15 protein-coding genes, 1 tRNA gene and 1 CRISPR repeat array are annotated in these 24013 nt (G+C 70.3%); of the genes, 5 read left to right on the plus strand and 11 right to left on the minus strand.

Annotated elements, in window-relative coordinates; translation table 11 throughout:
• The 5 genes from ACFWP2_RS33670 to ACFWP2_RS33690 all read right to left on the minus strand — a co-directional run.
• The coding region (locus ACFWP2_RS33670; RefSeq protein WP_380458615.1) for a DUF6262 family protein at window positions 1–684 on the minus strand (684 nt) is incomplete at its 3' end.
• Window positions 681–3239 carry a tyrosine-type recombinase/integrase gene (locus ACFWP2_RS33675; RefSeq protein ID WP_380458617.1) on the minus strand — a complete coding sequence of 853 codons (2559 nt, stop codon included), beginning with the start codon at window positions 3237–3239 and terminating at the stop codon, window positions 681–683. The genes ACFWP2_RS33670 and ACFWP2_RS33675, both read right to left, overlap by 4 nt.
• A 20-nt stretch (window positions 3240–3259) precedes the next feature.
• Complete coding sequence (locus tag ACFWP2_RS33680) at window positions 3260–3763, minus strand: hypothetical protein (protein ID WP_380458619.1); 504 nt, start codon at window positions 3761–3763, stop codon at window positions 3260–3262.
• A 769-nt stretch (window positions 3764–4532) separates the two neighbouring features.
• Complete coding sequence (locus ACFWP2_RS33685; RefSeq protein WP_380458621.1) at window positions 4533–5276, minus strand: hypothetical protein; 744 nt, start codon at window positions 5274–5276, stop codon at window positions 4533–4535.
• Window positions 5273–5596, minus strand: a complete 324-nt coding sequence (locus tag ACFWP2_RS33690) for a hypothetical protein (RefSeq protein ID WP_380458623.1) — start codon at window positions 5594–5596, stop codon at window positions 5273–5275. Before ACFWP2_RS33690 ends, ACFWP2_RS33685 begins: the two co-directional genes overlap by 4 nt.
• 1020 nt (window positions 5597–6616) lie before the next feature.
• Between ACFWP2_RS33690 and casA the strand changes: the two genes are divergently transcribed.
• From casA to cas3, 5 genes are all read left to right on the plus strand, one after another.
• Window positions 6617–8836 carry a type I-E CRISPR-associated protein Cse1/CasA gene (gene casA, locus ACFWP2_RS33695; protein WP_380458625.1) on the plus strand — a complete coding sequence of 740 codons (2220 nt, stop codon included), beginning with the start codon at window positions 6617–6619 and terminating at the stop codon, window positions 8834–8836.
• Window positions 8833–10143 carry a type I-E CRISPR-associated protein Cas7/Cse4/CasC gene (locus ACFWP2_RS33700; protein WP_380458627.1) on the plus strand — a complete coding sequence of 437 codons (1311 nt, stop codon included), beginning with the start codon at window positions 8833–8835 and terminating at the stop codon, window positions 10141–10143. The genes casA and ACFWP2_RS33700 overlap by 4 nt, the downstream gene beginning before the upstream one ends.
• Window positions 10144–10225: 82 nt before the next feature.
• Window positions 10226–10963, plus strand: coding sequence for a type I-E CRISPR-associated protein Cas5/CasD (cas5e, locus tag ACFWP2_RS33705; protein WP_380458629.1), 738 nt, complete (start codon window positions 10226–10228; stop codon window positions 10961–10963).
• Window positions 10960–11631, plus strand: coding sequence for a type I-E CRISPR-associated protein Cas6/Cse3/CasE (gene cas6e, locus ACFWP2_RS33710; RefSeq protein WP_380458631.1), 672 nt, complete (start codon window positions 10960–10962; stop codon window positions 11629–11631). The genes cas5e and cas6e overlap by 4 nt, the downstream gene beginning before the upstream one ends.
• 26 nt (window positions 11632–11657) lie before the next feature.
• The gene (cas3, locus tag ACFWP2_RS33715) at window positions 11658–14396 is read left to right on the plus strand and encodes a CRISPR-associated helicase Cas3' (protein WP_380458633.1); all 2739 of its coding nucleotides are present in this window, start codon (window positions 11658–11660) and stop codon (window positions 14394–14396) included.
• Between the two features lie 92 nt (window positions 14397–14488).
• Window positions 14489–14989: a CRISPR direct-repeat array (repeat unit 24 nt; unit sequence CTCCGCCCGCGCGGAGGTTGGCCG).
• Window positions 14990–17884: 2895 nt separating this feature from the next.
• Here cas3 and ACFWP2_RS33720 read toward each other — a convergent pair.
• The 6 genes from ACFWP2_RS33720 to ACFWP2_RS33745 form a co-directional block, all read right to left on the minus strand.
• Window positions 17885–17958, minus strand: a tRNA-Pro gene (locus tag ACFWP2_RS33720).
• A 135-nt stretch (window positions 17959–18093) separates the two neighbouring features.
• Complete coding sequence (locus tag ACFWP2_RS33725) at window positions 18094–19443, minus strand: MFS transporter (RefSeq protein ID WP_380458635.1); 1350 nt, start codon at window positions 19441–19443, stop codon at window positions 18094–18096.
• Window positions 19444–19620: 177 nt separating this feature from the next.
• Window positions 19621–20412 (minus strand): DUF1684 domain-containing protein, encoded by a 792-nt coding sequence (locus ACFWP2_RS33730; RefSeq protein WP_380458637.1) that lies wholly within the window; start codon window positions 20410–20412, stop codon window positions 19621–19623.
• Between the two features lie 196 nt (window positions 20413–20608).
• Window positions 20609–21478: an acyl-CoA thioesterase gene (locus ACFWP2_RS33735; RefSeq protein WP_380458639.1), complete on the minus strand. Its 870-nt coding sequence runs from the start codon at window positions 21476–21478 to the stop codon at window positions 20609–20611.
• Between the two features lie 218 nt (window positions 21479–21696).
• A complete protein-coding gene (locus tag ACFWP2_RS33740) occupies window positions 21697–22386 on the minus strand; it encodes an alpha-ketoglutarate-dependent dioxygenase AlkB family protein (protein ID WP_380458697.1) in 690 nt (229 codons plus the stop codon).
• A 356-nt stretch (window positions 22387–22742) separates the two neighbouring features.
• Window positions 22743–23537: a transglycosylase family protein gene (locus ACFWP2_RS33745; RefSeq protein ID WP_380458641.1), complete on the minus strand. Its 795-nt coding sequence runs from the start codon at window positions 23535–23537 to the stop codon at window positions 22743–22745.
• Window positions 23538–24013: the final 476 nt, after the last annotated feature.

Genomic DNA, 24013 nt, shown 5'->3' on the forward strand with positions numbered 1-24013 from the left:
GTTCAGCCACGTGATCATTCTGACCACCCGGTGCCGCCCGGCGCAGCAACCGGACGACACATCAACGGGGCGAACCTTGCCTGATGCGGCACTAGGTAGATGCTGCGCTGCGTTGGCCTGTAGCCGGGCGTCGATCAGCTCGGCTTCGAGGTTGGCGATGCGCTTGTCGGCGAAGCGGAGGTTGGAGCGGACGCCTTCGAGGCGTTCCTGTAGGGTGCGGTGCCCCCGAGTGAGTTGCTGGACGCGGTGTTTGAGGGTGGTGTTCTCGGTGGTCAGTGACTGAAGTGACTCGCCGGGGACCATCTGGTCGAAGTCGCGAATCTGGCCCATGAGCTCTCCGATCCGCTGCCGCTGGCTGAAGACCTCCTTCTGGGTTCGGGTCAGCTCGGCCTCAGCGTTCAGCGCCCGCTCGCGCCAGGTCACCTCGATCTGGTCGTGCTGCTGCTGAGTATGACGATCACGGCGACTGCGACTATCGGCGACAGCGTTCTGGACGAGTGCGCGGGCCTCCGCATTCTCGTAGAGGAACGTGGCGGAGACACCGGCGCGCTGGGCGAGGCCGCGGACGGTGAGCCCGCCGCGTTCGCGGCGGAGCTGGCCGATAGCCGTTGCGACGCGGGCCAGCTTGTCTTCGGTCTGTCGACGCCGGGCGGCGATGGCCGCCGCGGTGGACTCCGGTCTCATGGGGCATCGTCTCCTGCGGCATGGTTGGCAAGTTTCTGGGCCTGAAAGGCCGTGCTCCAGACGCGGCCGAAGTAGTCCTGGGGGCGCCGGAGGTCGAGCGCGAGCGCGTCCTCCAACAGGCCGACAGCGGCCAGGGCCTTTTCCAGGCCGTCGATGGCGCGGGCGATGGGCTCGAAGACTTCGTGGAGGAAGTCGGCGGTGGCGGGGTCGTGGGCGCGTTCGGCGAGCATGCGCCACTGCTCGCGCTTGCGGTGCCAGTAGACGAGGTCGGCTCCGGACATGACGAACTTGTCGCAGTTGTGGCAGTTGAGGTTCCAGGGGCAGGCGTCGCCGTTGACGACTGGTTGGAAGGTGCAGAAGCCGCCTTCGGCAGGAGTGGACATGCGGCTGAGGTCGATGAGGAGGGCTTCGGCGCGTTCTCTGCTCATCGGCTCGGTGTCCGACAGCAGAATGCCGGGTTCCAAGGCGCCGGGGCCCGCGACCCAGACGGCTTCGAGGGCGGCGTTGAGTCGGGGGTCGGTCTTGGCGATGTGGACGTAGTGCTCGGCCATTGCCTCCGAGATCTGGCCGAGGTAACGCTTTACGTGAGTCAGGTTCGCGCCGGCCCGCAGGAGGTTGGTCGCCAGGGTGTGGCGGGCCTGGTGCGCGACCGCCCGGAGGTCCAGGCCCTTGACCCAGGTGCTGAACAGCGGGGAGAACCAGCCGTAGGGGACGCCCTTGGTGCCCCGCCTGTTGCAGGTCGCACGAGGGAACAGGGCCAGTTCCAGCCGCTCGGCGTCGGTCGGCAAGCGGCCGTTGCGCTGGACGAACCGGTCGGTGGTCTTGGCCTGGCGGGCCAGCAGACGCTGGAAGAGCCGCTCGGAGATGCGGATGCCCTCGTCGAAGTTCCCGACCTTGGTCTGGTCGTGCCAGAACATCGGGATTTCGCCGTGCCGGTCGATGCACTCCAGGCGGACGTTCAGCACCTCGCCGCAGCGTCGCCCGGTGACGACAAGGCTCTCCCAGATGTCCCGAAGGCCGCGGTCACCGCTGTCCAGTGCCTCCAGGGCGGCGAGGTTGGCCAGCGAGGCCAGGGCCCTGGCGACGTCGTCGGAGAAGGGCTTGCGGCGCCCGACCTTCTTCTGATTCCTGGGCAGCGCAACGATGAATTCGCGGCCGAGGCCGATTCGTTCCGAGGCGCCGCTCTCCAGGGCGTCGCGAAGCAGGCGCCGGACTCCGTTCAGGTTGTCGCAGGCGATTCCGTCCGACATCGCGCTGGTGCCGTTGCGGCCCTGCTTGCGAAGTCCCAGTGACGGCAGTCCGTTCTTGGCCCGGTGCCGCTGATCGGCGATGAAGTCGACCATATGGGCGTCGGTCAACGCCTCAGGAGCGCTCCCGCCTCCGGGTGCGCGGGCCAAGAGGAAGGCGGACAACTCGATGACACCGCGCCGCCGTTGGTCGATCGGCCACCGGGAGCGGGGTGGGTGAGCGATGAACTCCGCCGCCAGGTCGTCCCAGAGCAGGTCGCGCAGCCACCTCTGCGAGATTCCGGCGAGGTCGATGTGGCTCTCGGTGTGCGGGAAGCGGACGCCGAAGTGATCGGTCTCGATGAAGCCGGCTTCCTTCGTGTCCTCACGAGTGAAGTAGACGAGCCGCAGGTGTCTGAGCATCCCCTGGGCGATCTGCCGAGCGTGCTGGACGCAGGCGTCCAGGTCGAGGTCGACCAGGGAGTTCACGTCCTGTTCCCTGCAGCACTCGGCGGCTCGCTGGATCCAGGACAACGGCCAGGAGGAGCGTTCGCTGCCGCCTTGGACATGGTGGAACATCGTCCACTGGATCTCGGCCTTGGCCGGTGGCCGCAGTCCTAGAAGCGACACCCTGCCGTTCGCGCGCCGAGGGGGCCCGGTCTCCGAGCACCATTGTCGGAACAGCGACTCGTCGGTGTAGATGATCTCGACGCACCCGTATTTCGCCAGAGCCCTGGACCAGTTCGTCGGCATGCGGGCACCGCCGGGCCGGCCCTCGCGTTGATAGTGGCTCTGGTGGCGGTAACACAGGCCCAGCGGGAAGCCTGCCAGCTCGGGACAGGACACGACCCGGCAGCCGCCGAACCCGGGATAACTCCTGGCCTGGGCGAGCCAGGAGTCAAAGGCGAGTGCCTGTCCCGTCCGTTTAGTGTGGTCCTTGCGGCGCTGGTACCACTGCTTCTCGTGCAGGTGGCAGAGCTGGTTGCCGCTGAAGGCCGGGATGCCGGGGCAAACCAGGCAGGCTGGGGCCGCGTGCCACGAGAGCGGCTTCAGCGGCTGGGCGACGCTGAGGAACTCGGCGATGTTGCCGCCCGACGCCTTCACCTGTGACCACTCAGCCTTGTGTGCCTGGCAGAACTCCCTGGTGCCGTCCGCCGCCCGCTGGCAACCTCCAATCCCGCAGAGCCAGCCGTAGCCCGGGTGATGTCCGGGAATGCAGATGACGTCTTCCCGGAACAGCGGGTCGAACGTCGGCGACGCGATCAGTGCCCGCATCAGTTCCAGGCGATCGGTGGTCGTGCGTGACACCGCGGTGCCGTTCGACACCATCGGCAGAAGGTGGAGAGCTGTCACTCCTCACCCCACACGCTCTTCAGCGCGACGCTGAACTCCGGTGAGTGCAAGTCCGGATGTCCGTAGACCTCATCGACCATCTTGGCCGATGCCCAGTTCCCGGCCGCCTTCGCGACCAGCGGATCTCCGCCGGAGGCATCCATCATGTCGTTGGTGAACTGATGCCGGAATGCCTTCGGCGTGATCCGGCCCGGCAGGTCGGCGCGTTGGCCGGCCCGCCGGGGCATGCCCCGGTTCGGGCCCGAGAGCTGGATCAGCAGCATCCCGTGCCCAGCCGCGTGCTTCGCGTACTCGGTGGTCATGTACTTGAAGTAGCTGCTGATCATCGCCGGGCTGGCCCGGTAGATCTCGCCGCCGGTGATCACCCCGTCCACCACGCGCCAGTCCGGCTTGATCTTCGCAGCAGCCCGATTCGGGTTGCCCCAGCGGTGGCAGACGTGCAGGTGCGGGCTCCGGCACTCGCCGCACGGAGCGTTGTCCCGCAGGTGGAGATCGACCAAGTGCAGCCCGGTCAGGGCCGATCCGCAGGCTCGTGTCGGACAGCCACGTCACGACCATCTGGTCACGGGCCGTGTTAACCACTGTCACCAGTTCCGGGCGGGCCCCCTCCGGCAACATCTTCGGATGCCGCCGCCGCAGACGCCCTCGGTTCCGTCCGTTCTTCGTCAGGGGGTTGGCCGGCACCCGGGCCATGACATGCCCCACCAGGGCACGGTCCCGGTCCGCCTGCGTGGGAAGCCGCTGGAGGGCCAGTGCGAGCCGCAACTCGTCGTTGATCCCGAAGGCCGTGCAGCAGTGGACATAGAAGCCCTTGAGGCAGGCCGCCGCGACCCCGAGCGCCGACGCATCGTAGGGGCGCTTCGGCGGCACCCTCCACGGCAACCCGAACGGCATCGGCACTCGCGCCCCCACGGCCCCCATGTACCGGTGAAGATCCAAGAGGGTCATCGACTCGGTGGTCAGCCCCTCCCGCACTCGCCAGCGGAGGTGATCAACGAGGAAGTAGGCATAGGTCCGTTGCGAGCCCACCCCATCGTGCAGTCGTAGGAAGCTGTCGGCCTCGTCAACCACAAACGAATCGGGCCCCACGATCGTGTAGGTCGAGCCGCCGCCAGCCCGCTTCAGCTCCTGGACTCGCAGGTCCTGCAGAACCGCCGATTGACGCACCATCACTCCGCCCGTACGTGCCTGTCCTGTATGTTGCGGAGGATTCCTTGCAGATCGGTAAATGATGCCGCATCAGGACAAAAGATCCACCTAACGGCACAACTAGGCAGCCGCTGGGTAGTCGGTAAAGTCCTCGAACAGGAGGTCCAGACATGCCTCCCAGTCGAAGTCGTCCTCGCTGACTGGCAGCTCATGCACAAGGTCCGTGACCCGGTTAGGGCGGTCATGCAGCAGCGTCTTGGCCTGCCGGATCGCCAGATGCAGGGCCATCTCCTCGCCGGTGCACCGCGGGTAGGGCGTCTTCCCGGCATCGAGATCAGCGCAGAGATCACCGAACGCGCGGGCCATGTGCTTGCGCCAAGCACGGGGGCGATGGAACGTCAGCGGCGGGAGCTCCGCAAACAGGCCGGCGGCTCCTCGGACCAGGGGCTCATCGTCCAGTGCCACGACCTCCTCCCAAGCCTGCTGCGACAGATCCTCCAGGGCTGCCTGCAGTACGGTGGCGGTGCGCGCACTCAGCTGCCAGTTGTCCTCGTCAGCCTCCTCATCCGGGCCTTCCTCCCAGCGCTCGACACGCCGTCTCCCAAGCCGCTCTCTGACCTGTCGGCTGGCCTCCTCGGAGGCGGCGAGCGCGGTGTCAATCAGTCGCAAGCGGTCGCTGAACTCGAACGCCTGGAGCAGCGCACCCGCCTCATCGAGAAGCTCGCCGCCCTCGAGGCCGAACGTCGATCGGGGGATGACGATCGTTCCGCAGTCACCGGCGAGCCGGTCGGCGGCACTCGCCACCACCGCAGCCGCGACCAGCGGAGTATCGTACGGCGCCGCCAGGTCGAGATGCTCGATCACGAGGAAGTCCCCAACCGCCATCTCCACAGCACCGTCGAACCTTCGTTCGGGTCGCCGTCCGGCGTGAGGAGTTCGGAGGCGATCACAGCGAGCAGCGGACTCTCGTCCCTGAGACGATCGCTGAAGTTGCCGACACCCCATGGCCGACAGCGACTGACGCCCAGTAGCCCGACCTGACCGCCACCGGCATCGGTCACACTTACGCGCCATTGGTGAACATCATCTGTGCCGGGATCCAGCAATCGGTAGGCATGCTGGAACTCCATCACGAGGCCGGACGGATCCGCCTGCCTTGACGCCCCGCCACGCTGCTCGGCCATGCATCAGCTCCTTCAACCGTCCCCTGCGACCGCCTGCGTCGGAGGATACGGCCCGCGCATAGCCTGCAGCCTCGCGATGGAGCCCTGTTCACCCGACGTGACTACCCGGACCGGGGGCAACGGCCTGGGATCCCAACCGGCTCGGGCGACCGAGGTCGGGTGTAGCCGGTGGATAGACCGTCCTGGTACCGGCTCGGCCGAGGTACTCCCGCTTCGGTGCGGGGCAGCAGTCCTCGCCTGCGCCAGTACTTGAGCTGGGTGGCGCTGACGGGCACCCGTCGGCTGCGGCGAGGCCCGCAGTTCGCGGTCGGCGCCGCTCAGCGTGGTTCGTGGCATGCGGGAACGCTACAAAGCAGGCTCACGTACCTTCTCGCCGCCGCGTGAGGAAGTGGAACCACCTCACCTCCCGAGATCGGCCAGCGGCCGACCGTTGAGGAGTCGCGATCGAGGCTGTTCGATGACTGTTCCTCGACGACCATCACCAAGGCTTCCAGTGCCCCCGATCCTGTGATTCACGCCACAGGGGCGCATCCGCCGACCGGGTCTCCCCGGGAACATCCGAGACGCTGCCAGGAGCCCACCGGATCATCGGCAGGCCGGGGTGGCCGCCCCACTATCACCAGCCTCGGACACTTGCCACTGCCAGCAGCCGTGAGTTATTAGTACGTATAAAAACTACCAAGGCCCTGCATGTCCGTCTCGCGATCCAGAGTCGACCATTCGCCCCGGCCGCGCCCGCCGGCCAGCCAACGCCCACAGCAGCTGACATCAACTCCCCCACCCGCCAACGCACTTCGCCCCCAAGGGACGTGGCGTGCGGCCTCGCTCACGGTACACGGACGGTCCGACAGTTCCCCCAAGTAGCGATTCGCACAAGTTTTCTGATGATTTGTCAGAAATTACTGACGAGCCTATGTTCCCTCCATCGCCCATCCGGCGGCCCGCCCGACCTCGGCAGTGAAGAGCCCGTTCCGCCAACTCCGGGAAGCCGTCTATTAGTTGTCGAGGAGGAGTAGCGCCTTGCCTTCGCTGCCCAGTTTCAGTGTAGTGGCTTCGCCGTGCGTCCTGGTACGGATTCGCGCCGATGCCGACAAGGGAGAGGTGGCCGAACTACTGCCGGGCGCCCTCCCGGGCGAGGCCGTCCAGATGAGCGTGCGCCAGGTGTTGTTGGCCGCTCACCTGATTGCCGACCTGCAGGTGCCGCATGTTGCCGTCGAAGCAGCTCTGAGGCGGTTCCTGACCGCTCTCACCGTGCGCGTGACGGGGCTGGACGTGCCGGACGAGCACGAGTGGCAGGACGTGCAGCAGGCCCTGCTGCTGGCCGGCTACTTCGACGCGGCAGCAGTGGACGGCTACCTGGAGCAGTTCTTGGGCCGGTTCGACCTGTACGACCCGGCAAAGCCGTTCCTCCAGGACCCGCGCCTGGCTGCCGAGTGCACGAAGACCTCGGCGCCAGGGCGGTTGGCGATGACCCGCCCGTCGGGCAACACGCAACCGTGGCGCAACCGGGTGCCGCAGGAGGTGCCGGTGGCATCGGCGGACGCGTTCGGGTGGCTGCTGGCGTGGCGGGACTACGGGCCATGCGGGATGGCCGCCTTGCGCAGCCACGGTGGACAGAGCACGAAGTCGTCGAAGGCGGGACCCAACCGGCGGACGATCTCGTACTTCCCGGTGGGCGGGAGCTTGTTCACGTCGTTGGTGCTGGGGTGTCCGCCGCCGTCGCGGTGGCCGCAGCTGCCGGGTGAGGACCTGGCGCCATGGGAGCGCGAGGAGCTGCCGGATCCGCTGGCTCCCGTCGCGGCGTGCGGGCCGGTGTCGTTGCTGACAGGCCGGGCGGCTCACTCCGTGCAGCTGGCGCCCGGGATGGCTGGTGCGGAGACGACTTCGTGCTGGATCGCCTGGGGTACGCGCACCGATCTGCCGGCGGCCGTCGATCCGTTCACCATGACGACCTCGGCGGGCAAGGCCCGGCTGGCGAACGCCGGCCGGTCACTCTTGCGGGACTTTGATGCGCTCGCGCACGCGAAGGACGCGTCGGCGGGCGGCAAGGTGTCGAGTGTGCCGCCGGTCTGGCTGAGCACGTTCGCGGACCTGCCGCCGAAGGTCTTGGACGTGCTGTCCGACGTCCGGGTGCGGGTGTTGGGCTGCCAGCAGGCTGCGCAGGCCGGTGGCATGGAGCACTGGTGGGCCGAGACCACTCCGGTGGCGGTCGCCCCGTACCTGCCGTCACGTGATCCGCAGCGGTCCGCGCTGGTCTGCCGGACCCGCCAGGCCGCCGAGGAGGCCGCCAAGTCGCTCGGCGCGGCGCTGCGGGCCGCATGGCGGGACATGGGCAGCAACCCGAAGCAGAACGCATGGGCGGAGGCGGCGGACGCCGCGTTCTGGGACCGGGCCGAGGCGCCGTTCTGGGCTGCGATCACGGCCGAGGACGCCGTCGAGGACGGGCCGCGGCCGTCCGGTCCGGGCTTTCGCCGGATCGCGCTGCAGGTCTACGACGCCGTGACCGCGCCGCAGGCCGCCACGGTCGACGGCATGGATCCGATCGCCGCCCACCGCCGCTCCATCGTCTCGCCTATCGCTTCCCGCCGTGGAAAGGCCAAACCCGTGACCGCCGACACCGCGCCCGCCGAGCTGCCCACGGCAACGGCCGCCTCCAGCCGTCCCAGTCCGCTGGAGGTGTTCGACGGCTTCCTGCGTCTGGTCGCCAAGGTCTGCTCGACGTCCGGCGGCCGGGCCCGGCTCGCCGACGGCCCGGCCTGCGATCTGACCGAGGGCGCCCCGTTCCACCTCATCGAGGTGCTGCTGGACGCCGAGCCCACCGACCGCGTCCGCGCGTCCATCGTCGATCCGCGGCAGGCCCGGCTGTTCATCCTGATCGCCTGCCTCTACGCCTTCCATGACGCCCCGAACCCCAGGACCGCCGGAACGCGCAGGCCCCGGCCGCCGCGGCCGGGCGTTCTGCGGCACAACCTCGGCTGGACCTACCGCGAGGCGGCGAACCGCGGCATGCGCGCGGGCAACGCCCGCGACGCGCTGCTCTCCCTGGCCGGCCTCGAACTCGACGACCTCGTCCTCACCCTTCCCGGCGCGATCAGCCAGCTGCGCTCGCAGAAGGTCCCCGTCACCTGGTCCGTGCTGCTGCGCGACCTGACCCGCTGGCCCCGCCACGCCGATGCGATCCGCCTGGACTGGATCCACGCCTTCCACCCCGCCACCGCTTCGAAGGAGAACGCCGCATGACCACCACCAAGGACACCGAGGCCACCACGGGCACGGTCTTCGACCCGGCGCAGACGGTCCACGTCGACGTCCACCTCATCCAGTCTTTCCCGTACTCCAACCTGAACCGCGACCGCCAGGGTGCGCCGAAGACCGCCTCGTACGGCGCGACGGTGCGCGGGCGGCTGTCCGCGCAGAACACCCGCCGCCACACCCGCACCGATGTGGAGAGGACCCTCGGCGTGCGGGCGCTGCGCACCCGGCAGGTGCCCAAGGAGGTCGCGGCGATCCTCGCGGAACGCGGATGGGACGCGCCGGAGGCCCTGGCCGCCGCCCAGATGCTCATCTACTGCGCCCACGTCAAGGGCCTGGGTGTCGCGGACAACGGCGGCACCAACGCCCTGCTGTTCCTGCCCGAAGCGGCCCTCACCGAATTCGCCGACCTCGCGGAGGCCGAGCGCGAGCAGCTGGCCGGGGCCCTGGCCAAGGTCGAAGCCGAACTCGCCAAGGCCAAGAAGAAGCGGCCCGCCAAGAGCAGCGACACGGCCGACGTCGACGACCAGCCCGAGGCGGACGAGGAGGACGAGGAGGCGGAGTCCGCCGCCGGCACGGTGATGGCCAAGCACGCCCCGAAGGAGCTGAAGGCCCTGGTGCTGGCGATCCTGCGCTCGCGCAACGCCGCCGTCGCCGCCTACGGCCGCATGCTCGCCAACGAGGCGGAGTCCAGCGTCAACGGCGCCGTCCAGGTCGCCCACGGCCTGACCACCCACCGCCTGTCGGTCCAGGTCGACTTCTTCTCCGCGGTCGACGACGTCCTCACCGGCGGCACCGAGACCGGCGCCGGACACATCGGCGACCAGCGGTACACCACCGGCGTTTACTACCGCTACGCCTCGCTGAACTGGCACGAGCTGGTCCGCAACCTCGACGGCGACGAGGCCACCGCCCGGGAGGTCCTGGAGGCGTTCACCCGCTCGTTCATCACCACCGTGCTGCCGGCCAAGGGCAACAACACCGCCGCGTTCACCCTGCCGCACCTCGTCTACACCGCGGTGCGCACCGACCGTCCGATCAACCTGGTCGGGGCATTCGAAACCCCGGTCCGGGCCGCCGAGGAGGGCGGCTTCCTGCCCGGTTCCCTCACCGCGCTCGGCAAGCACGCCGCAGCCACTGACCGCTTCCTCGGCACCAGGGGACGCGCCTTCCACGCCCACACCGGCCTCACCGACGACGACATCCCAGCCCTGGGCAAGCGCCTGGGCGGCCTCGACGACCTCATCGACGGCATCACCGGCGCCATCGCCGACCTCGGCACGCCCACCAAGTAGCCCTTCCTGCACCTCTGCTCACGGGGTGCCCGCCGCCCACCGGCGGCCCGGGCACCCCACCCCGTCGTCCTTGGAGGCCCCGATGACCGGCATCCTCGCCCACATGTCCGCGCCTTGGCAGTCCTGGGGTCTGCAGGCCGAACACAACATCCATCCCACGGAGAAGCACCCCACCCGCGGCGCCCTGATCGGCCTGATCGCCTCCGCGATGGGCCGCTCCAGCGATCACCCCAACCCCGACCTGCAGCACCTGCGCTTCACCATCCGCATCGACCGCCCCGGCGCGCGGGAGGTCGACTTCCACACCATCGGCGGCGGCCTGCCCGCGCACCTGGCCGTGCCCAAGGCCGAGGGCGGCCCCCGCGACGAGGGCACCAGCACCATGGTCACCGAACGCGCCTACCGCGCCGGCGCCGCGTTCACCCTGGCCATCACCGGCCCCGCCGACACCATCGCCCACGCCGCCCGCGCCCTGGCCAACCCCGTGTACGGGCCCTACCTGGGCCGCCGCTCCTGCCCGCCCGACGTGCCGATCTTCCTCACCACCCACCCCGACCCAGTCGCCGCCCTCGACCACATCCCGCTGCACCGCCCCGCCCCCGCACCCTGGGACGAGCGCCAGAGCGTCGGATTCGTCTACGACACCGCCCCCGAGCCCGGTGCCCGGCCCGACCGCCAGCTGCGCGACCAGCCCCTGCCCGGGCGGCACTTCACCGACCGCGACGTGTGGTATCGCACCCGTCACATCCCCGCCCCGGACGCCGGCCTCGGCACCACCTACCTCACCGCCCTCACCGACTACCTGGAGAACGCCCGATGACCGCCCTCACCGAAGGCCTCCACCTCGCGCGCCTCTCCCTCAACCCCTACTCCCAGGAGGCCCGCGACGACCTCAAGGAGCGCGGCTCGCTCCACCGCCGCATCCAGGCCCTCTTCCCCGACCAGCTCGGCGCCGAGCCCCGCGCCGCCGCCCGCATCCTCTTCCGCCTGGAACGCACCGACCAGTCCACCACCGTCCTCATCCAGTCGGCCATCGCCATCAACCGCAATGCCCTCCCCAACGGCTACACCAACACCGACGTCGAATACCGCGACCTGACCCCGCTGCTGAACTGGGCCGGCACCGGCCGCACCGTCCAGTACCGCATCGACGCCCACCCCGCCCGCGCCGTCCGGGCCCCGCACGAACCGGGCGTCGCCCGCCCCCGCGGCAAGCGCGTACCCCTGCAAGGGCAGAACGCCATCGACTGGTGGCACCGCCAGGCCACCTTCGCCGGACTCCAGCCTCACGTCGTCCTCGACCTCGAACAACCCGCCGTCACGGCCAATCGCGACAGCGGCAAGCGGATCTCCTACCGCGTCACCCGTTTCGAAGGCACCGCCACCATCACCGACCCCGACGCCCTCCAGACGGCGCTGCGCCAGGGCATCGGCCAGGGCCGCGCCTTCGGCCTGGGCATGCTCTCCATCGCCCCCAACCGCGCCTGACCACCCCGCCCCGGAGAACGACCAACGTGCCCGCACCGCTCGACCCTCGCCTGCCCGCCAAGGAACACGGCCTCAAAGAGCCCTATCCCACCGGCTGCCACGCCCTGGACGCAGGCGCCATGGCCGAACGCCTGTGGAACACTTACCTCACCCCCGCCCAGCGCCGCGTCATCGCCGCCGGCTGGGGCCTGACGGACGACCAGGCCCGCACTTTGGTCGTCTTCCTCGCGGCCCTCCACGACCTCGCCAAGATCAGTCCGACGTTCCTGCGCCAGCTCGGAGACGCCGACCAGCTCACTGGCACCCCCGGCTACCCCGCCGCCCCACCCGGCGAACGCCTGCGCCACGACCGCGGCGTCCACCTCGCCCTACCCGACCTCCTCCACCGCACCCACCAACTCCCCCTCGACGACCGCCCCCTGCGCCTGGTCGCCCACCAACTCGCCCAGATCCTCGGCGGCCACCACGGCCTGTGGCACCCCGCCCTGTCCCACCACGGCAACCAGCTCACCTGCCCCCTCAACGCCGCCCCCGGGCTCGGCCGCGACCAGTGGCACACCCAACGCGAAGCACTGCTCCAGCTGACCGCCGACCACCTCGGCGATCCGGTCATGCCCAACCGGGTCGCCCCCGCACCAGCCGCCGTCCTCGTCACCGGCACCGTCATGCTCGCCGACTGGCTCGTCTCCCAGATCGGCTGGATCCGCGCCCGCCAGCGCCAGTGGAAGAAGAACCCCGGCGACTGGACGGCCCACCTCGCCGCCGCCCGCCGCGCCGCACCCCGCGCCCTGCGCCGTGCCCAGCTCACCACCGCACCCCGCCCCAAGACCACGGACTTCACCGGCCTCTTCCCCCACCTCACCGGCCACCCCCTCCACCCGCTCCAGGAAGACCTCGAACAGCACCTCCCCGCCCTCATCAAGAACGGCGGGCCCGGCCTGCTGCTCGTCACCGCCCCCACCGGCGACGGCAAGACCGAATCAGCACTCCTCGCCAGCGCAATCATGTCCGCGGCCAGCGGCGCGGCCGGCCCCTGCATCCTGCTGCCCACCATGGCCACCACCGACGCCATGTGGAAACGCCTGCGCGACCACTGCCGCCACCTCGCCACCCTCACCGGCCGCCGCCACCCCACCGCCCTCCTCCACTCCGCGGCCTGGTACCACGCCGACTACAACCCCGCTGGCGACACCGCGCACTGCGACCACGCCACCGTTGATGAATGGCTGCGCGGCCGATACCGCGGCCTGCTCACCCACGCCTGCGCCGGCACCTGGGACCAGGCCGCCACCGCCGTCCTCCCAGTGAAGTACAACGCGATGCGCTGGCTCGGCCTGTCCCGCCACGTCGTCGTCATCGACGAAGCCCACGCCTACGGCGCCTACGAGCACTACCTCACCGCCCGCCTCCTCGAATGGCTCGGCGCCCTCGGCACCCCCGTCGTCCTGCTGTCCGCCACCCTCACCGGCCGCACCGCCACCAGCCTCATCAACGCCTACCGCACCGGCCAGAACCCCAAGGCCACACCGGAGAAGATCCAGCCCGCCTACCCCGGCTGGTCCTACACCGACGCCACCGGCACCACCACCGTCTCCCTCGACAACATCCCCTCCAGCCGCGCCCACCAGCTCACCATCACCATGCCCGACGCCACCCCCTCGAACGACGACGACCCCACCACCGGCGGCAGCCGCACCCACGCGCTCCTCGACGCCCTCGCACCGCTACACGACACCCACACCGGCAGCGCCCTCGTCGTCTGCAACACCGTCGCCGCAGCCCAGGACACCCACCAACTCCTACGCGCCACCTGGGGAACCGGCCCCGACACCCCCCGTCTGCTCCTGCTCCACTCCCAACTGCCCGCCCACCGGCGCACCGCCATCACCCGGCGCATCGAACGCTGGACCGGACGAGGCCGCACCCGGCCCAACCGCCCCTTCGTCGTCGTCAGCAGCCCCGTCTGCGAACAGAGCCTCGACGTCGACTTCGACCTCGTCATCTCCGACCTCGCCCCCGCAGCCCAGCTCCTCCAGCGCGCCGGCCGCGGCCACCGACACAACCGCACCGACCGACCCACCTGGGCCCAGCACCCCACCCTCGTCGTCCTCACCCCGCCCGGCGCCATGCCGCCCGCCTGGCTCCACATCTACGACAAGAGCCTGCTCCTCAACACCCGCCAGCAGCTGCGCGATCTCGATCCCACGAAGACCGGGACCGTCTCCCTCGCCGTGCCTCAGCAGGTCCAGAACCTCATCGACGCCGTGTACGCGGACGACTTCACCACCCCCGACGGACGCGCCCGCGAAGTCCAGGACCACCAGCGCACCGCCCAAGCCGCCATCACCGCCATCAACCCGCCCAGCAAGGTCCACGACCTCCACCTCCTCTCCGAAGGCCTTGTCGACGACCCCGCCACCCGCCTCGGCGCCGACAGCCTGCGCATCCTGCCCGTCTACACCCAGCCCGACGGCACCCGCTGGCTCAACCGCCGCTGCACCACCCCGCTACCCGAAACCATCAACTCCGACGACCTCCACACCATCCGCCACCTCATGAACCTCACCCTCCCCATCCGCGCCGACCTCCTCCAACACCACGACCCCGACACCGCCCCACCTCCCGGATGGCGAACCATCGGAGGCCTACGCCACCTCACTCTCCTCCCTCAACCCGCCACCTCAACAGGAACCCGCCCCTACCGAACCCCAACCACCACCCTCCACCTCCACCCCACCCTCGGACTCACCACCACCAGACGCTGACCACGTAGAGTCAGACCAGGTCCAAACAGCCCACGCTCCTTGATAAAAGAAACAGCAAAGCCCTCCCAGCACCGCAGGTCGCGAAGGGTCCTCTCCGCCCACGCGGAGGTTGGCCGAACCCCGCCCTGCAAGCGCAGATTGCCGCACAGTGCTCTCCGCCCACGCGGAGGTCAGGCTGCACAACCAGAGTCCGTGTCAGGATGACCCTCCGCCTGCGCGGAGGTTGACCGTCGTAGTTCCAGACAGCGGCCTGCTTCACAGTGCTCTCCGCCTGTGCGGAGGTCCGTCGCCGAGGTGCCCCACGCCGATTCGCCGGTGCCGGTGCCCTCCGCCCGCGCAGAGGTAAGCTCGCCAGGATCATCAGGTACATGCCTGCCTCGTCGCGCCCCCGCCCGCGCGGAGGTTGGCCGACGCGGGCCAGCGGCTTCTCCGTCTCCGGGTGGTCCTCTCCGCCCGCGCGGAGGTTGGCCGGAGCAGGCCAAGTTCGTCTTCGAGCCGATCAGGTCCTCTCCGCCCGCGCGGAGGTTGGCCGCTGTCGCTGGCGGCGCAGTGCGAGAAGGTCGAGTCCTCTCTGCCTGCGCGGAGGTTGGCCGGACCGCGAACTGGAGGACGAGTACGGCGCCAGGTCCGCTCCGCCCGCGCGGCACAGAAGTTGACCATGGTCCATCGTGTCGCCGAGGTACTTCGCGGAGGTCTTCCGCCCGCGCGGAGGTTGGCCGTGGTCGCGCAGGTCAATGGTGACGTCGGCCTCATGCTCTCCGCCCGCGCGGAGGTCAGCCAACGGCCACAATGTTCATGACGGCGATCAAGCTGTGCTCTCCGCCTTCGCGGCGGAGCTTGGCCGGCCCTGCACCACCGGCTCAAGTGAGCGCTGGCGCACCCTCCACCCGCGCGGAGGTTGGCCGATCATCACCATCTGGATGACGCCGATCAGCAGGTACCTCCGCCCGCGCGGAGGTCTTCCGTCCTGCTTGGCCTTGGTGGCGATGTGGTTGGAGTCCTCTCCGCCCGCGCGGAGGTTTGCCGATCTTCGCGGCCTCGTCCTTCGGGGCGTACATGTGCCCTCCGCCCGCGCGGAGGTTCGCCGCAGAACGCCTCCCGCTGCGCGCTGACCATCGCGTGCCCTCCGCCCGCGCGGAGGTTGACCTGAGGAGGGCGCGAAACCGATGGAGTGGTACCTGAACTCTCCGTCGATGCGGAGGTTGACCGGCGCCGGATGTGACTTGCAATTCCATCAGGGCACCCCCTTCGTCCGCACGAAGGTTGGCCTGGCGCGACCGACGAAGCCGGTCAGGTTCAAGTCCTCTCCGCCCGCGCGGAGGTTAGCCGTACACGAAACCGATCACGACCACGGCTGCCCCACGCCCTTCGCCCGCGCAGAGGTTGGCCGGGGACGTTGGCGATCACTGCATCGAAGGCCCCGTGCTCTCCGCCCGCGCGGAGGTTGGCCGATGTATCCGTACTCGTTCCGGCGGACAGCACGCTGCTCTCTGCCCACGCGGAGGTTGGCCGACCGAGTCCTTGGCCGGATGACGGCCAGGGCATGCTGTCCGCCCACACTGAAGTTGGCCCGTGTTCAGGCCCTGCTGGTACCCGTTGCCGAGTGCCCTCTGCCCGCGCGGAGGTTGGCCGCTGGCCATCCACACCAGGATGATACAGACGGCATCTTCTCCGCCCGGCGGAGGTAATCCATAGCAGTCCCAACGGGGACGAGCGCAAGCTTTGTGCCCTCCGCCCACGCGGAAGTTGGCCGGACACCAAGAGACGGACGTACTGCGCGGTGATGTGCTCTCCGCCTACGCGGCAGAGGTTGGCCGGTGCTGTTCACGGACCACCAGGTCCAGCTCCCAGCCCTCTCCGCCCGTGCGGAGGTTTGCCACCGATCGGTTTCGGCGACTACTCGGTGCGGTGGCGCTCTTCGCACGCGGCGTAGGTCTGTCGGTCCCCTGTGCCGCTTGCCGCCGCATCGGCTGGGTGCTCCGCCCACGCGGCGGAGGTCTGCCGTAGAGGGCGGTCCTCCGAGCATCTGACTTGAGGTGTTCTCTGCCCATGCAGAGGTCGGCCGGCGGCAACGTCGAGAGCCATGAACGGAAGCCAGTCCTCTCCGCTCGCACGGAGGTTGGCCGGTGAATCGTGACGGCCTCGCCCGCGATGGTGATGCCCTCTCCGCCCGCGCGGAGGTTGGCCAAGGTGCCTGGTCGCCGGTCGGGTCGTGATGCAGTCCTCTCTGCCCGCGCGGAGGTTGGCCGCAGTCGAAGACGTAACCACTGTCAGCGGCGCAGTCCTCTCCGCCCGCGCAGAGCTTGGCCGACATAGGTGGACGTGACATTCAGTGCGCCCAAGTGCCTCCGCCCGCGCGGAGGTCGACCGAATGTGGTCGGCTGGCCCGAGAACAAGGTTCAGTGCCCTCCGCCCTCGCCAAGGTCCGTCGCCGAGGTGCCCCACCCACGCCGATTCGCCGGTGCCGGTTCCCTCTGCCCGCGCAGAGGTAGGCTCGCCAGGATCATCAGGTACATGGCTGCCTCGTCGCGCCCCCGCCCGCGCGGAGGTCTGCCGGACAGCGGAATCAAGTTCGTTCCGTGGGAACAATGCTCTCCGCCCGTGCGGAGGTCGGCCGGCGGCGACGTCGAGAGCCATGAACGGAAGCCAGTCCTCTCCGCCCTCGCGGAGGTTGGCCTCAGCTGGAGCGGGCGCCTAGCATTCCTTACCCCAATGCGCTCCGCCCGCGCGGAGGTTGGCCGTCGGCCTCGACCGGAATGCCGTTCTCGCCGGCGCGCTCTCCGCCCGCGCGGAAGTTGGCCGATGGGCGTTGGCACGAACGTCCAGCTGCATGCATGCTCTCCGCTGGCGCGGAGGTTCTTCGGCCAGTCAGTTGCATCGTGCTCGCTGTCCGGAAGCCCGCTTGTGGCTACACCGGGGCCGTCACGGCGTAGCGCCCCCGGGACGCTCAGCGAAGGGCGCGGCCAGCCGCGACGCCGCAGCCGACCACAGGCTTCCTGCCGCACGCTGCGCCCCGCTCCGCCCTGGTGTCGCTGTTGTGGGGATCCAACAACGGCCCAGCGTGCGGCGACCAGCCGTCGTACGCCGCTCCGGCATTCCGCGAGCTACCCCAGATCTGGGTTCCGTGAGCCGCTGACGATGAATAACGACGAACCCGATATCCCGGCCGATCGCCTCGGCTTGGGCGAACTTCCGGAACTCCTCCGTGCGGGCCACCGCACCGCAACGAGCGACAGCGGGAATTCCGGAAGGGACTACTCGGGCGGCACCGGCCGTGTATATCCTGGCTGGGAAGGGGCAGGTGAGCCTTCGGCCAGCTGGTCCCCGGGAGCAGCCCGTCAGGGCTCGCCCGAAGGATCCTGGTCCCCAGCTGGTCCCCAGCAAGATCGTTTAGGGGTGTTCGCAGGTGGCTCGTTTCACTGACGGGGCGTCATGCGAAAGGCCGCTGACCTGGGATTTCTCCCGGCCAACGGCCTTTCCGACTCACGTCGGGACGACAGGATTTGAACCTGCGACCCCTTGACCCCCAGTCAAGTGCGCTACCAAGCTGCGCCACGTCCCGTGGTCTCGGTGCCTGCAGCGGGGCCTGGGGGGCTCTGCTGTGGGCTTCTCGACCTTGTCTCCGGTTGTCCCGGCGACGTGGAAAACAATACAGCACGTCGGGGGGTGCTCGCTGCCAGGTTCGGGGGTGGGTGGGTCAGGGGGTGGGGTGGCGGGCGTCGTAGGTGAGGAAGGCGGGGCGGCGGGCGGCGAGGAGGAGGACGGCGGCGACGCAGGCGAGGCCGCCGGTGATCACGGAGGTGGCGGGGTTGGTGAGGGCGGCGACGGTGCCGGATTCGAAGTCGCCGAGGCGGGGGCCGCCGGCCACGACGACGATGAAGATGCCTTGGAGGCGGCCGCGCATCTCGTCCGGGGCCGCGACCTGCATCATCGTGTTGCGGAAGATCATGCTGACGGTGTCCGCGCAGCCGGCGACCGCGAGCAGCAGGAGGCCGAGCCAGAGGTTGTGGAGGGCGCCGAAGGCCGCGATGGCCAGGCCCCAGGCGGCGACGGCGGTGAGGACGGCGACGCCCTGGCGGTGCACGCGGCTGACCCAGCCGGAGAAGAGCGCGCCGATCAGGGCCCCGACGGCGGGGGCGGAGACCAGCAGGCCGACGGTACCGGCGTCGCCGCCGTAGAAGGTGACCGCGATGGCCGGGAAGAGGGCGCGTGGCATGCCGAAGACCATGGCGGCCAGGTCGGCGAGGAAGCTGGTGCGCAGGTTGGGCTGCTCGCGCAGGAAGCGGAGGCCGTCGAGGACGGAGGCGCGGCCCTTGCGGTCGCCGAGCGGGCGCATGGCGGGCAGGCGCCACATCGCGTAGAGGGTGCCGGTGAAGGCGACGGTGTCGATCAGGTAGGCGGCCTGGGCGCCGTACGTGCCGATGAGGACGCCGCCGAGCATCGGGCCGACGGTGAGGCCGAGGTTCATGCTGACGGTGTTCAGGGCGTTCGCCGCCGGGAGCTGGTGGCTGGGCACCAGGCGGGGGATCATCGCGGACCGGGCGGGCGAGCTGACCGCGAAGAAGCCGGCCTGGACGGCGACGGCGGCGTACAGGACGGCGACCAGCCCGAGGCCGGCCAGTGCCTGCGCTGCCAGGACGGCGGAGACGACCGCCAGGCCGGCCGAACCGATCAGGCCCAGCTTGCGCCGGTCGACGGTGTCGGCGATCGCGCCGCCGTAGAGGCCGAAGGCGACCAGTGGGACGAGGGAGAAGATGCCGACCAGGCCGGTCGCGAAGGCGGAGCCGGTCAGGTCGTAGACCTGGACGGCGACGGCGACGGCCGTCATCTGTTGGCCTATGGAGGAGACGGCCTGCCCGGCCCAGACCCTGCGGTAGTCGGGGAGGTCGCGCAGCGGGCTGAGGTCGGCGAACGCCCGCCGGTACCAGGGTGTGTCGGGATCGGGTTCCGGCTCGGCGGCGGACTGCGAGGGGGAGGACGAGGAGGGCGCGGGAGACGAGGGGGAGGCGGGTGAGGGGGGCGGCGTGGAATGTTGACCGTTTGACATAGCCCCCATGCTCCGCGCCGCTCCCGGACGGCCTCGCACCGGGGCCGGTCCCTGCAACGCTCCGGCCGGGGCCGGTCCGAGCAGAGCTCCGGCCCGGGCCGCTCCCACCCCGCCCGGGCCGCTCCCGACTACGAGCCCCGGGCTACGAGTTCCCGGCCACCCGCTCCCGGCCACCCGCTACCGGCTCAGCACCTGCCGCTCCCCCGCCTCCACCGCGAAGTCCAGCCGGTTGCCCGGCGGCGGGAAGGGGCAGATGAAGTGGTCCGAGAAGGCGCACGGCGGCAGGTAGGCCCGGTTGAGGTCGAGGACGGTGCGGCCTTCGGCGTCGGGCGCGGGCAGGGTGATGAAGCGGAAGCGGTAGGTGTCGATGCCGCTGGTGGCGTCGGCGATCACGCCGCTGAGCAGCTCGCCGGACCGGCTGACGGTCAGGGTGCGGTGCTCGCCCGCCACGGTGAAGGCGATCTGCCCGGAGACGGCCAGCGGGCGTTCCCGGCCGTCGGCGTTCGGGACCACGACCGACCGCTCGTCGTCGTCCTCGAACGGGGTGAAGACGGCGGGCACGGCCCACTCGGGCGCGTACGGGTAGGCGGAGATGCCCGCGAACGCGATCCGGCGGGGTGCGGCCGGGTCGAAGACCCGCAGCGCCAGCTCGCCCTCGCGCTCGATCGGGACGAGCAGCAAGGCGCCCAGGGTGGCGGTGTCGGCGGCCGGGTCGGTGTCCGGGCGGAGCAGCACCTCGCCGTCCACCGGTTCGCCGGCGCCGTCGACCGTGATGCCGTCGGAGGCCGCCGCCCGGACCCGGACGCCCTCGGCGTCGGCCCACCAGTGCCCGGGCAGGCCGGGGATCTCGGCGGGCTCGGGCTCCAGCCAGTGCGTGCCGGTGAGTGCGAGCTGTCCGTGCTGCGCGCTCACCGACGCCGCCCGGCCGTCGCTCCAGTGCTTCCAGTCCTCCGCGGCTGTCGCCGTCATCGGTCCACCCTCCCGGTCGGTTCGCGGACGGTCCGCTGTTCGGGCCGCCCCTCTCGGTCATCCACAACACCGTCCGCTCGGACGGATCATTCCCGTCGGCCGGAAACCGTCGAAACCGCAACACGGCGGCAATGCGCCGACACGCGGCACAACACGGAGCACGGAACCGGCCACACAGCACCTACCCGTCCATCTCCTACCCGTCGCGGCGCTTCTGCGGACGGAACAGCCCCTCCTGCACCACAGACACGACCAGTCGGCCGTGCCGGTCGAAGATCTGCCCGCGTGCGAGGCCGCGCGCGCCGTGCGCGATCGGGGACTCCTGCTGGTACAGCAGCCAGTCGTCCGTCCGGAACGGCTGGTGGAACCACATCGCGTGGTCGAGCGAGGCCATGTCGAAGTTCCGCTCGCCCCACAAGGGCTCGACCGGGGCGCGGACGGCGTCCAGCAGCGTCATGTCACTGGCGTAGGTGAGGGCGCAGACGTGGATCAGCGGGTCATCCGGCAGCCGGCCGTTGGTGCGCAGCCAGACGCCGCTGCGCGCCTCGACACCCTCCAGTTCCTCCTTGGTCCAGCGCAGCCGGTCGACGTAGCGGATGTCGAAGGGCTGGCGGCGGCTGATGAACGGGGGCAGCTCGCCGAGCCGGGAGCCGACCTCGTCCAGGGCGCTGGGCAGGTCCTCGGGGGCGGCGACGGGCGGCATCGGGTACTGGTGCTCGATGCCGCCCTCCTCGGGTCTGTGGAAGTCGGCGGTGAGCGCGAAGATCGACCGGCCGCCCTGGATGCCGAGCACCCGGCGGGTGGTGAAGGAGCGGCCGTCGCGGATCCGGTCGACCTGGTAGACGATCGGCAGGCCGGGGACCCCGGGGCGCAGGAAGTAGGCGTGCAGCGAGTGGACCGGGCGCTTGTCGTCCACCGTGCGCCCTGCCGCGACCAGCGCCTGCCCGGCGACCTGGCCGCCGAACGTCCGTTGCAGCGCCTCCTCGGGGCTGCGCCCACGGAAGATGTTGAGTTCGATCTGCTCAAGGTCGAGCAGATCGACAAGGTCGTCGACAGGGGTTCCCATGCGTATTTTTCCTCTCCGGATTCCGAACGAATTCTCCAGCTCACTCGAATTGTCCGGCGACCCAGGTCATTCCCGCTCAGCCGTCCGGAACTCCCGGTTCACTCGAACGAGTAGACGAGTAGCCGAGCGGACACGATCGGGCACCAGCGAACACGGGCAGCCACGGGCAGACACGAGCAGGCACGGGCAGCGGGAGACGACCCCACCGCTTCCCGGGCCTACTCCCCCAGGCCCGACTCCCTGACCGTGATGTTGAGCCGCCCGACCAGGCCCAGCGCCGGATCGGCCGTGCCCGGTAGCGTCCGCACCACCCCGTGGTACGCGAACCGGGCCGGACCGCCGAACACCAGCAGGTCCCCGCTGCGCAGTTCCAGGTCGGTCCACGGCCGGGTCCTGGTCTCGGTGTTCCCGAGCCGGAAGACGCAGTCGTCGCCCAGCGAGAACGAGACCACCGGTGCGTCCGCCCGCTCGTCGCGGTCCTGGTGGAGCCCCATCTTCGCGCCGTGCGCGTAGTGGTTCACGATCGCGATGTCCGGCTCGTACGACGCCGCGCCCGCGACCTCCCCCAGCGCGGCTCCGTACGCCTCGGCGACGGCCCTGCGCGCCAGCCCGCCGAGCAGCGGCGGGAACGGCTTGACGGGCGCGCCGTCCTCGGCTACCCGCCGGTACCCGTACGGGTACCAGTGCAGGCCGAGGCTCACCATCCGGACGGACATCATCCCGCCGGTGGGCATCCGCACGGCGTGCAGGCCGGCCGGCGGGCGGGCCCACTCCCGGCAGGCGGCGACCAGGCGGCGCTGCGAGTCGAGGTCCAGCCAGCCGGGCAGCAGGACGGTGCCGGGGGCCGGCTCGGAGCGCTCGCGCGCGGCCGGGGACCCGCCCGGGTCGCTGAACAGCTCGCCCTGGATCACCCCACCATCCTCCCGCACCGCGACGACCCGGGCCCGGGCCCGGCCCCCGACCCCACCGGCACCGCCACCGCCACCGCCACCGCCACCGCCGGAAGCACCCCCGAGCGGCTCCGACCTCCCGCAAGCCGGAGGGACCCGGACGCCGCGAAACGCCGACGGCCGCTCCCCCGACCGGCGGAAGGACCCGCGCGGCGGAGAAGCGGCCGTGAAAGCCGTGCACGTCGGCACTGGGGCACGTCGGCACTGAGGCAGGTCGGCACGGGGGCACACCGACACCGAGGCACATCAGTACCCGATCGGGCACCGCGCGACCGACGCCGGCCACGCACAGGACCTCAGTGCCCGGGCAGACCTCAGATGCTGAGGGTCTGGCCCGGGAAGATCAGGTCCGGGTTGCCACCGATGACCTTGGCGTTGTTCTGGTACAGGTCGTGCCAGTCCAGGCCCTGCGCGGCGGCGATGGAGCTCAGGGTGTCACCGGCCTTGACGGTGTAGTCGCCCTTGGCGGCCGGCTTGGCGTCGTTCGAGCGGTTCCAGGACTTGGCACCCTGGTCGGCCTTCGGCGCGGACTTCTCTGCGGCAGCCTTCGGGGCCTCGGCAGCCTTCGGCGCGGCCTTCGGGGCCTCGGCGGCCTTGGGGGCGGCCTTCGGGGCCTCGGCCGGCTTGGCGGCGGCCTTCGGGGTCTGGGCCGGCTTGGCGGCGGTCGAGCCGGAGGTGGAGCCCGCCGAGGTGTCGACGGCGGCCGGGGCGCCGCCCTTGGTCAGACCGGCCTTGACGGAGCAGACGGGCCAGGCGCCCGGGCCCTGCGAGGCGAGGACCTTCTCGGCGACGGCGATCTGCTGCGCCTTGGTGGCCAGGTTGGCCTGCGAGGCGTAGGCGGTGCCGCCGAAGGCGGCCCAGGTGCTGGAGGTGAACTGCAGACCGCCGTAGAAACCGTTGCCGGTGTTGATGGCCCAGTTGCCGCCGCTCTCGCACTGGGCGACGGCGTCCCAGGTAGAGACGGAGGCGGCGGAGGCCGAGGTGGCCGTGACGAGGCCGGCCACCGGCAGGGCCGCGACAGCGGCGCCCGCCACAACGGCCATCCGAACGCGGTTGCGCTTGGTGGCGGTGGAGATGGTGGCAGCGGCGGTCTCGTTACGGAAGGTCATGGGGTTCCTCTCGACAGCCCCGGGCGGGCATGCGGAACCAGACCCTCGGAAGGGCCGTGATCGCTTGCCGCGTCCGTCGGACGGCCGTGCACGTGTCGGACGTGCCGCTGCCGCCCCGGCCACCCAGCCACTCGCCGGCGACCTGTTCGAGCGATCGCGTCGGCGGGCACCTGCCGCACCCGGCGGACCGGGGGGCTGTGCGTCGGGGGTGAACCCGGGTGGCGCTCGTTGCGCCGACGAAGAAGCTACGAGCCGGTCGGCGGGGAAGCCAAAACTTCAACGGTCTTCCCAGCTCAGCCAAGGGTTACCGGCGGTAATGACCAGGCAATCATGCCCGAAATGTCCGCTTTAGCCGTCGATTCCTAGATCAAACATCCGCGCCACGTGACTCACCTCACTGTTTGATTCCGGCAGTCCCGGCACCGACATCGACAGATTGCGACCACAGGAACACGCCGTGCGGTCGGATCCGACGC

This window comes from Kitasatospora sp. NPDC058444 (assembly GCF_042721415.1).
GTDB lineage: Bacteria > Actinomycetota > Actinomycetes > Streptomycetales > Streptomycetaceae > Kitasatospora.

Bases quoted from the DNA above. Each gene is read 5' to 3' on its own strand.
- ACFWP2_RS33730 (WP_380458637.1), bottom strand. From the start codon at position 20,412: ATGACGGCGACAGCCGCGGAGGACTGGAAGCACTGGAGCGACGGCCGG.
- ACFWP2_RS33700 (WP_380458627.1), top strand. From the start codon at position 8,833: ATGACCACCACCAAGGACACCGAGGCCACCACGGGCACGGTCTTCGAC.
- cas5e (WP_380458629.1), top strand. From the start codon at position 10,226: ATGACCGGCATCCTCGCCCACATGTCCGCGCCTTGGCAGTCCTGGGGT.
- cas6e (WP_380458631.1), top strand. From the start codon at position 10,960: ATGACCGCCCTCACCGAAGGCCTCCACCTCGCGCGCCTCTCCCTCAAC.
- ACFWP2_RS33745 (WP_380458641.1), bottom strand. From the start codon at position 23,537: ATGACCTTCCGTAACGAGACCGCCGCTGCCACCATCTCCACCGCCACC.
- ACFWP2_RS33725 (WP_380458635.1), bottom strand. From the start codon at position 19,443: ATGTCAAACGGTCAACATTCCACGCCGCCCCCCTCACCCGCCTCCCCC.
- ACFWP2_RS33690 (WP_380458623.1), bottom strand. From the start codon at position 5,596: ATGGCCGAGCAGCGTGGCGGGGCGTCAAGGCAGGCGGATCCGTCCGGC.
- ACFWP2_RS33735 (WP_380458639.1), bottom strand. From the start codon at position 21,478: ATGGGAACCCCTGTCGACGACCTTGTCGATCTGCTCGACCTTGAGCAG.
- ACFWP2_RS33675 (WP_380458617.1), bottom strand. From the start codon at position 3,239: ATGGTGTCGAACGGCACCGCGGTGTCACGCACGACCACCGATCGCCTG.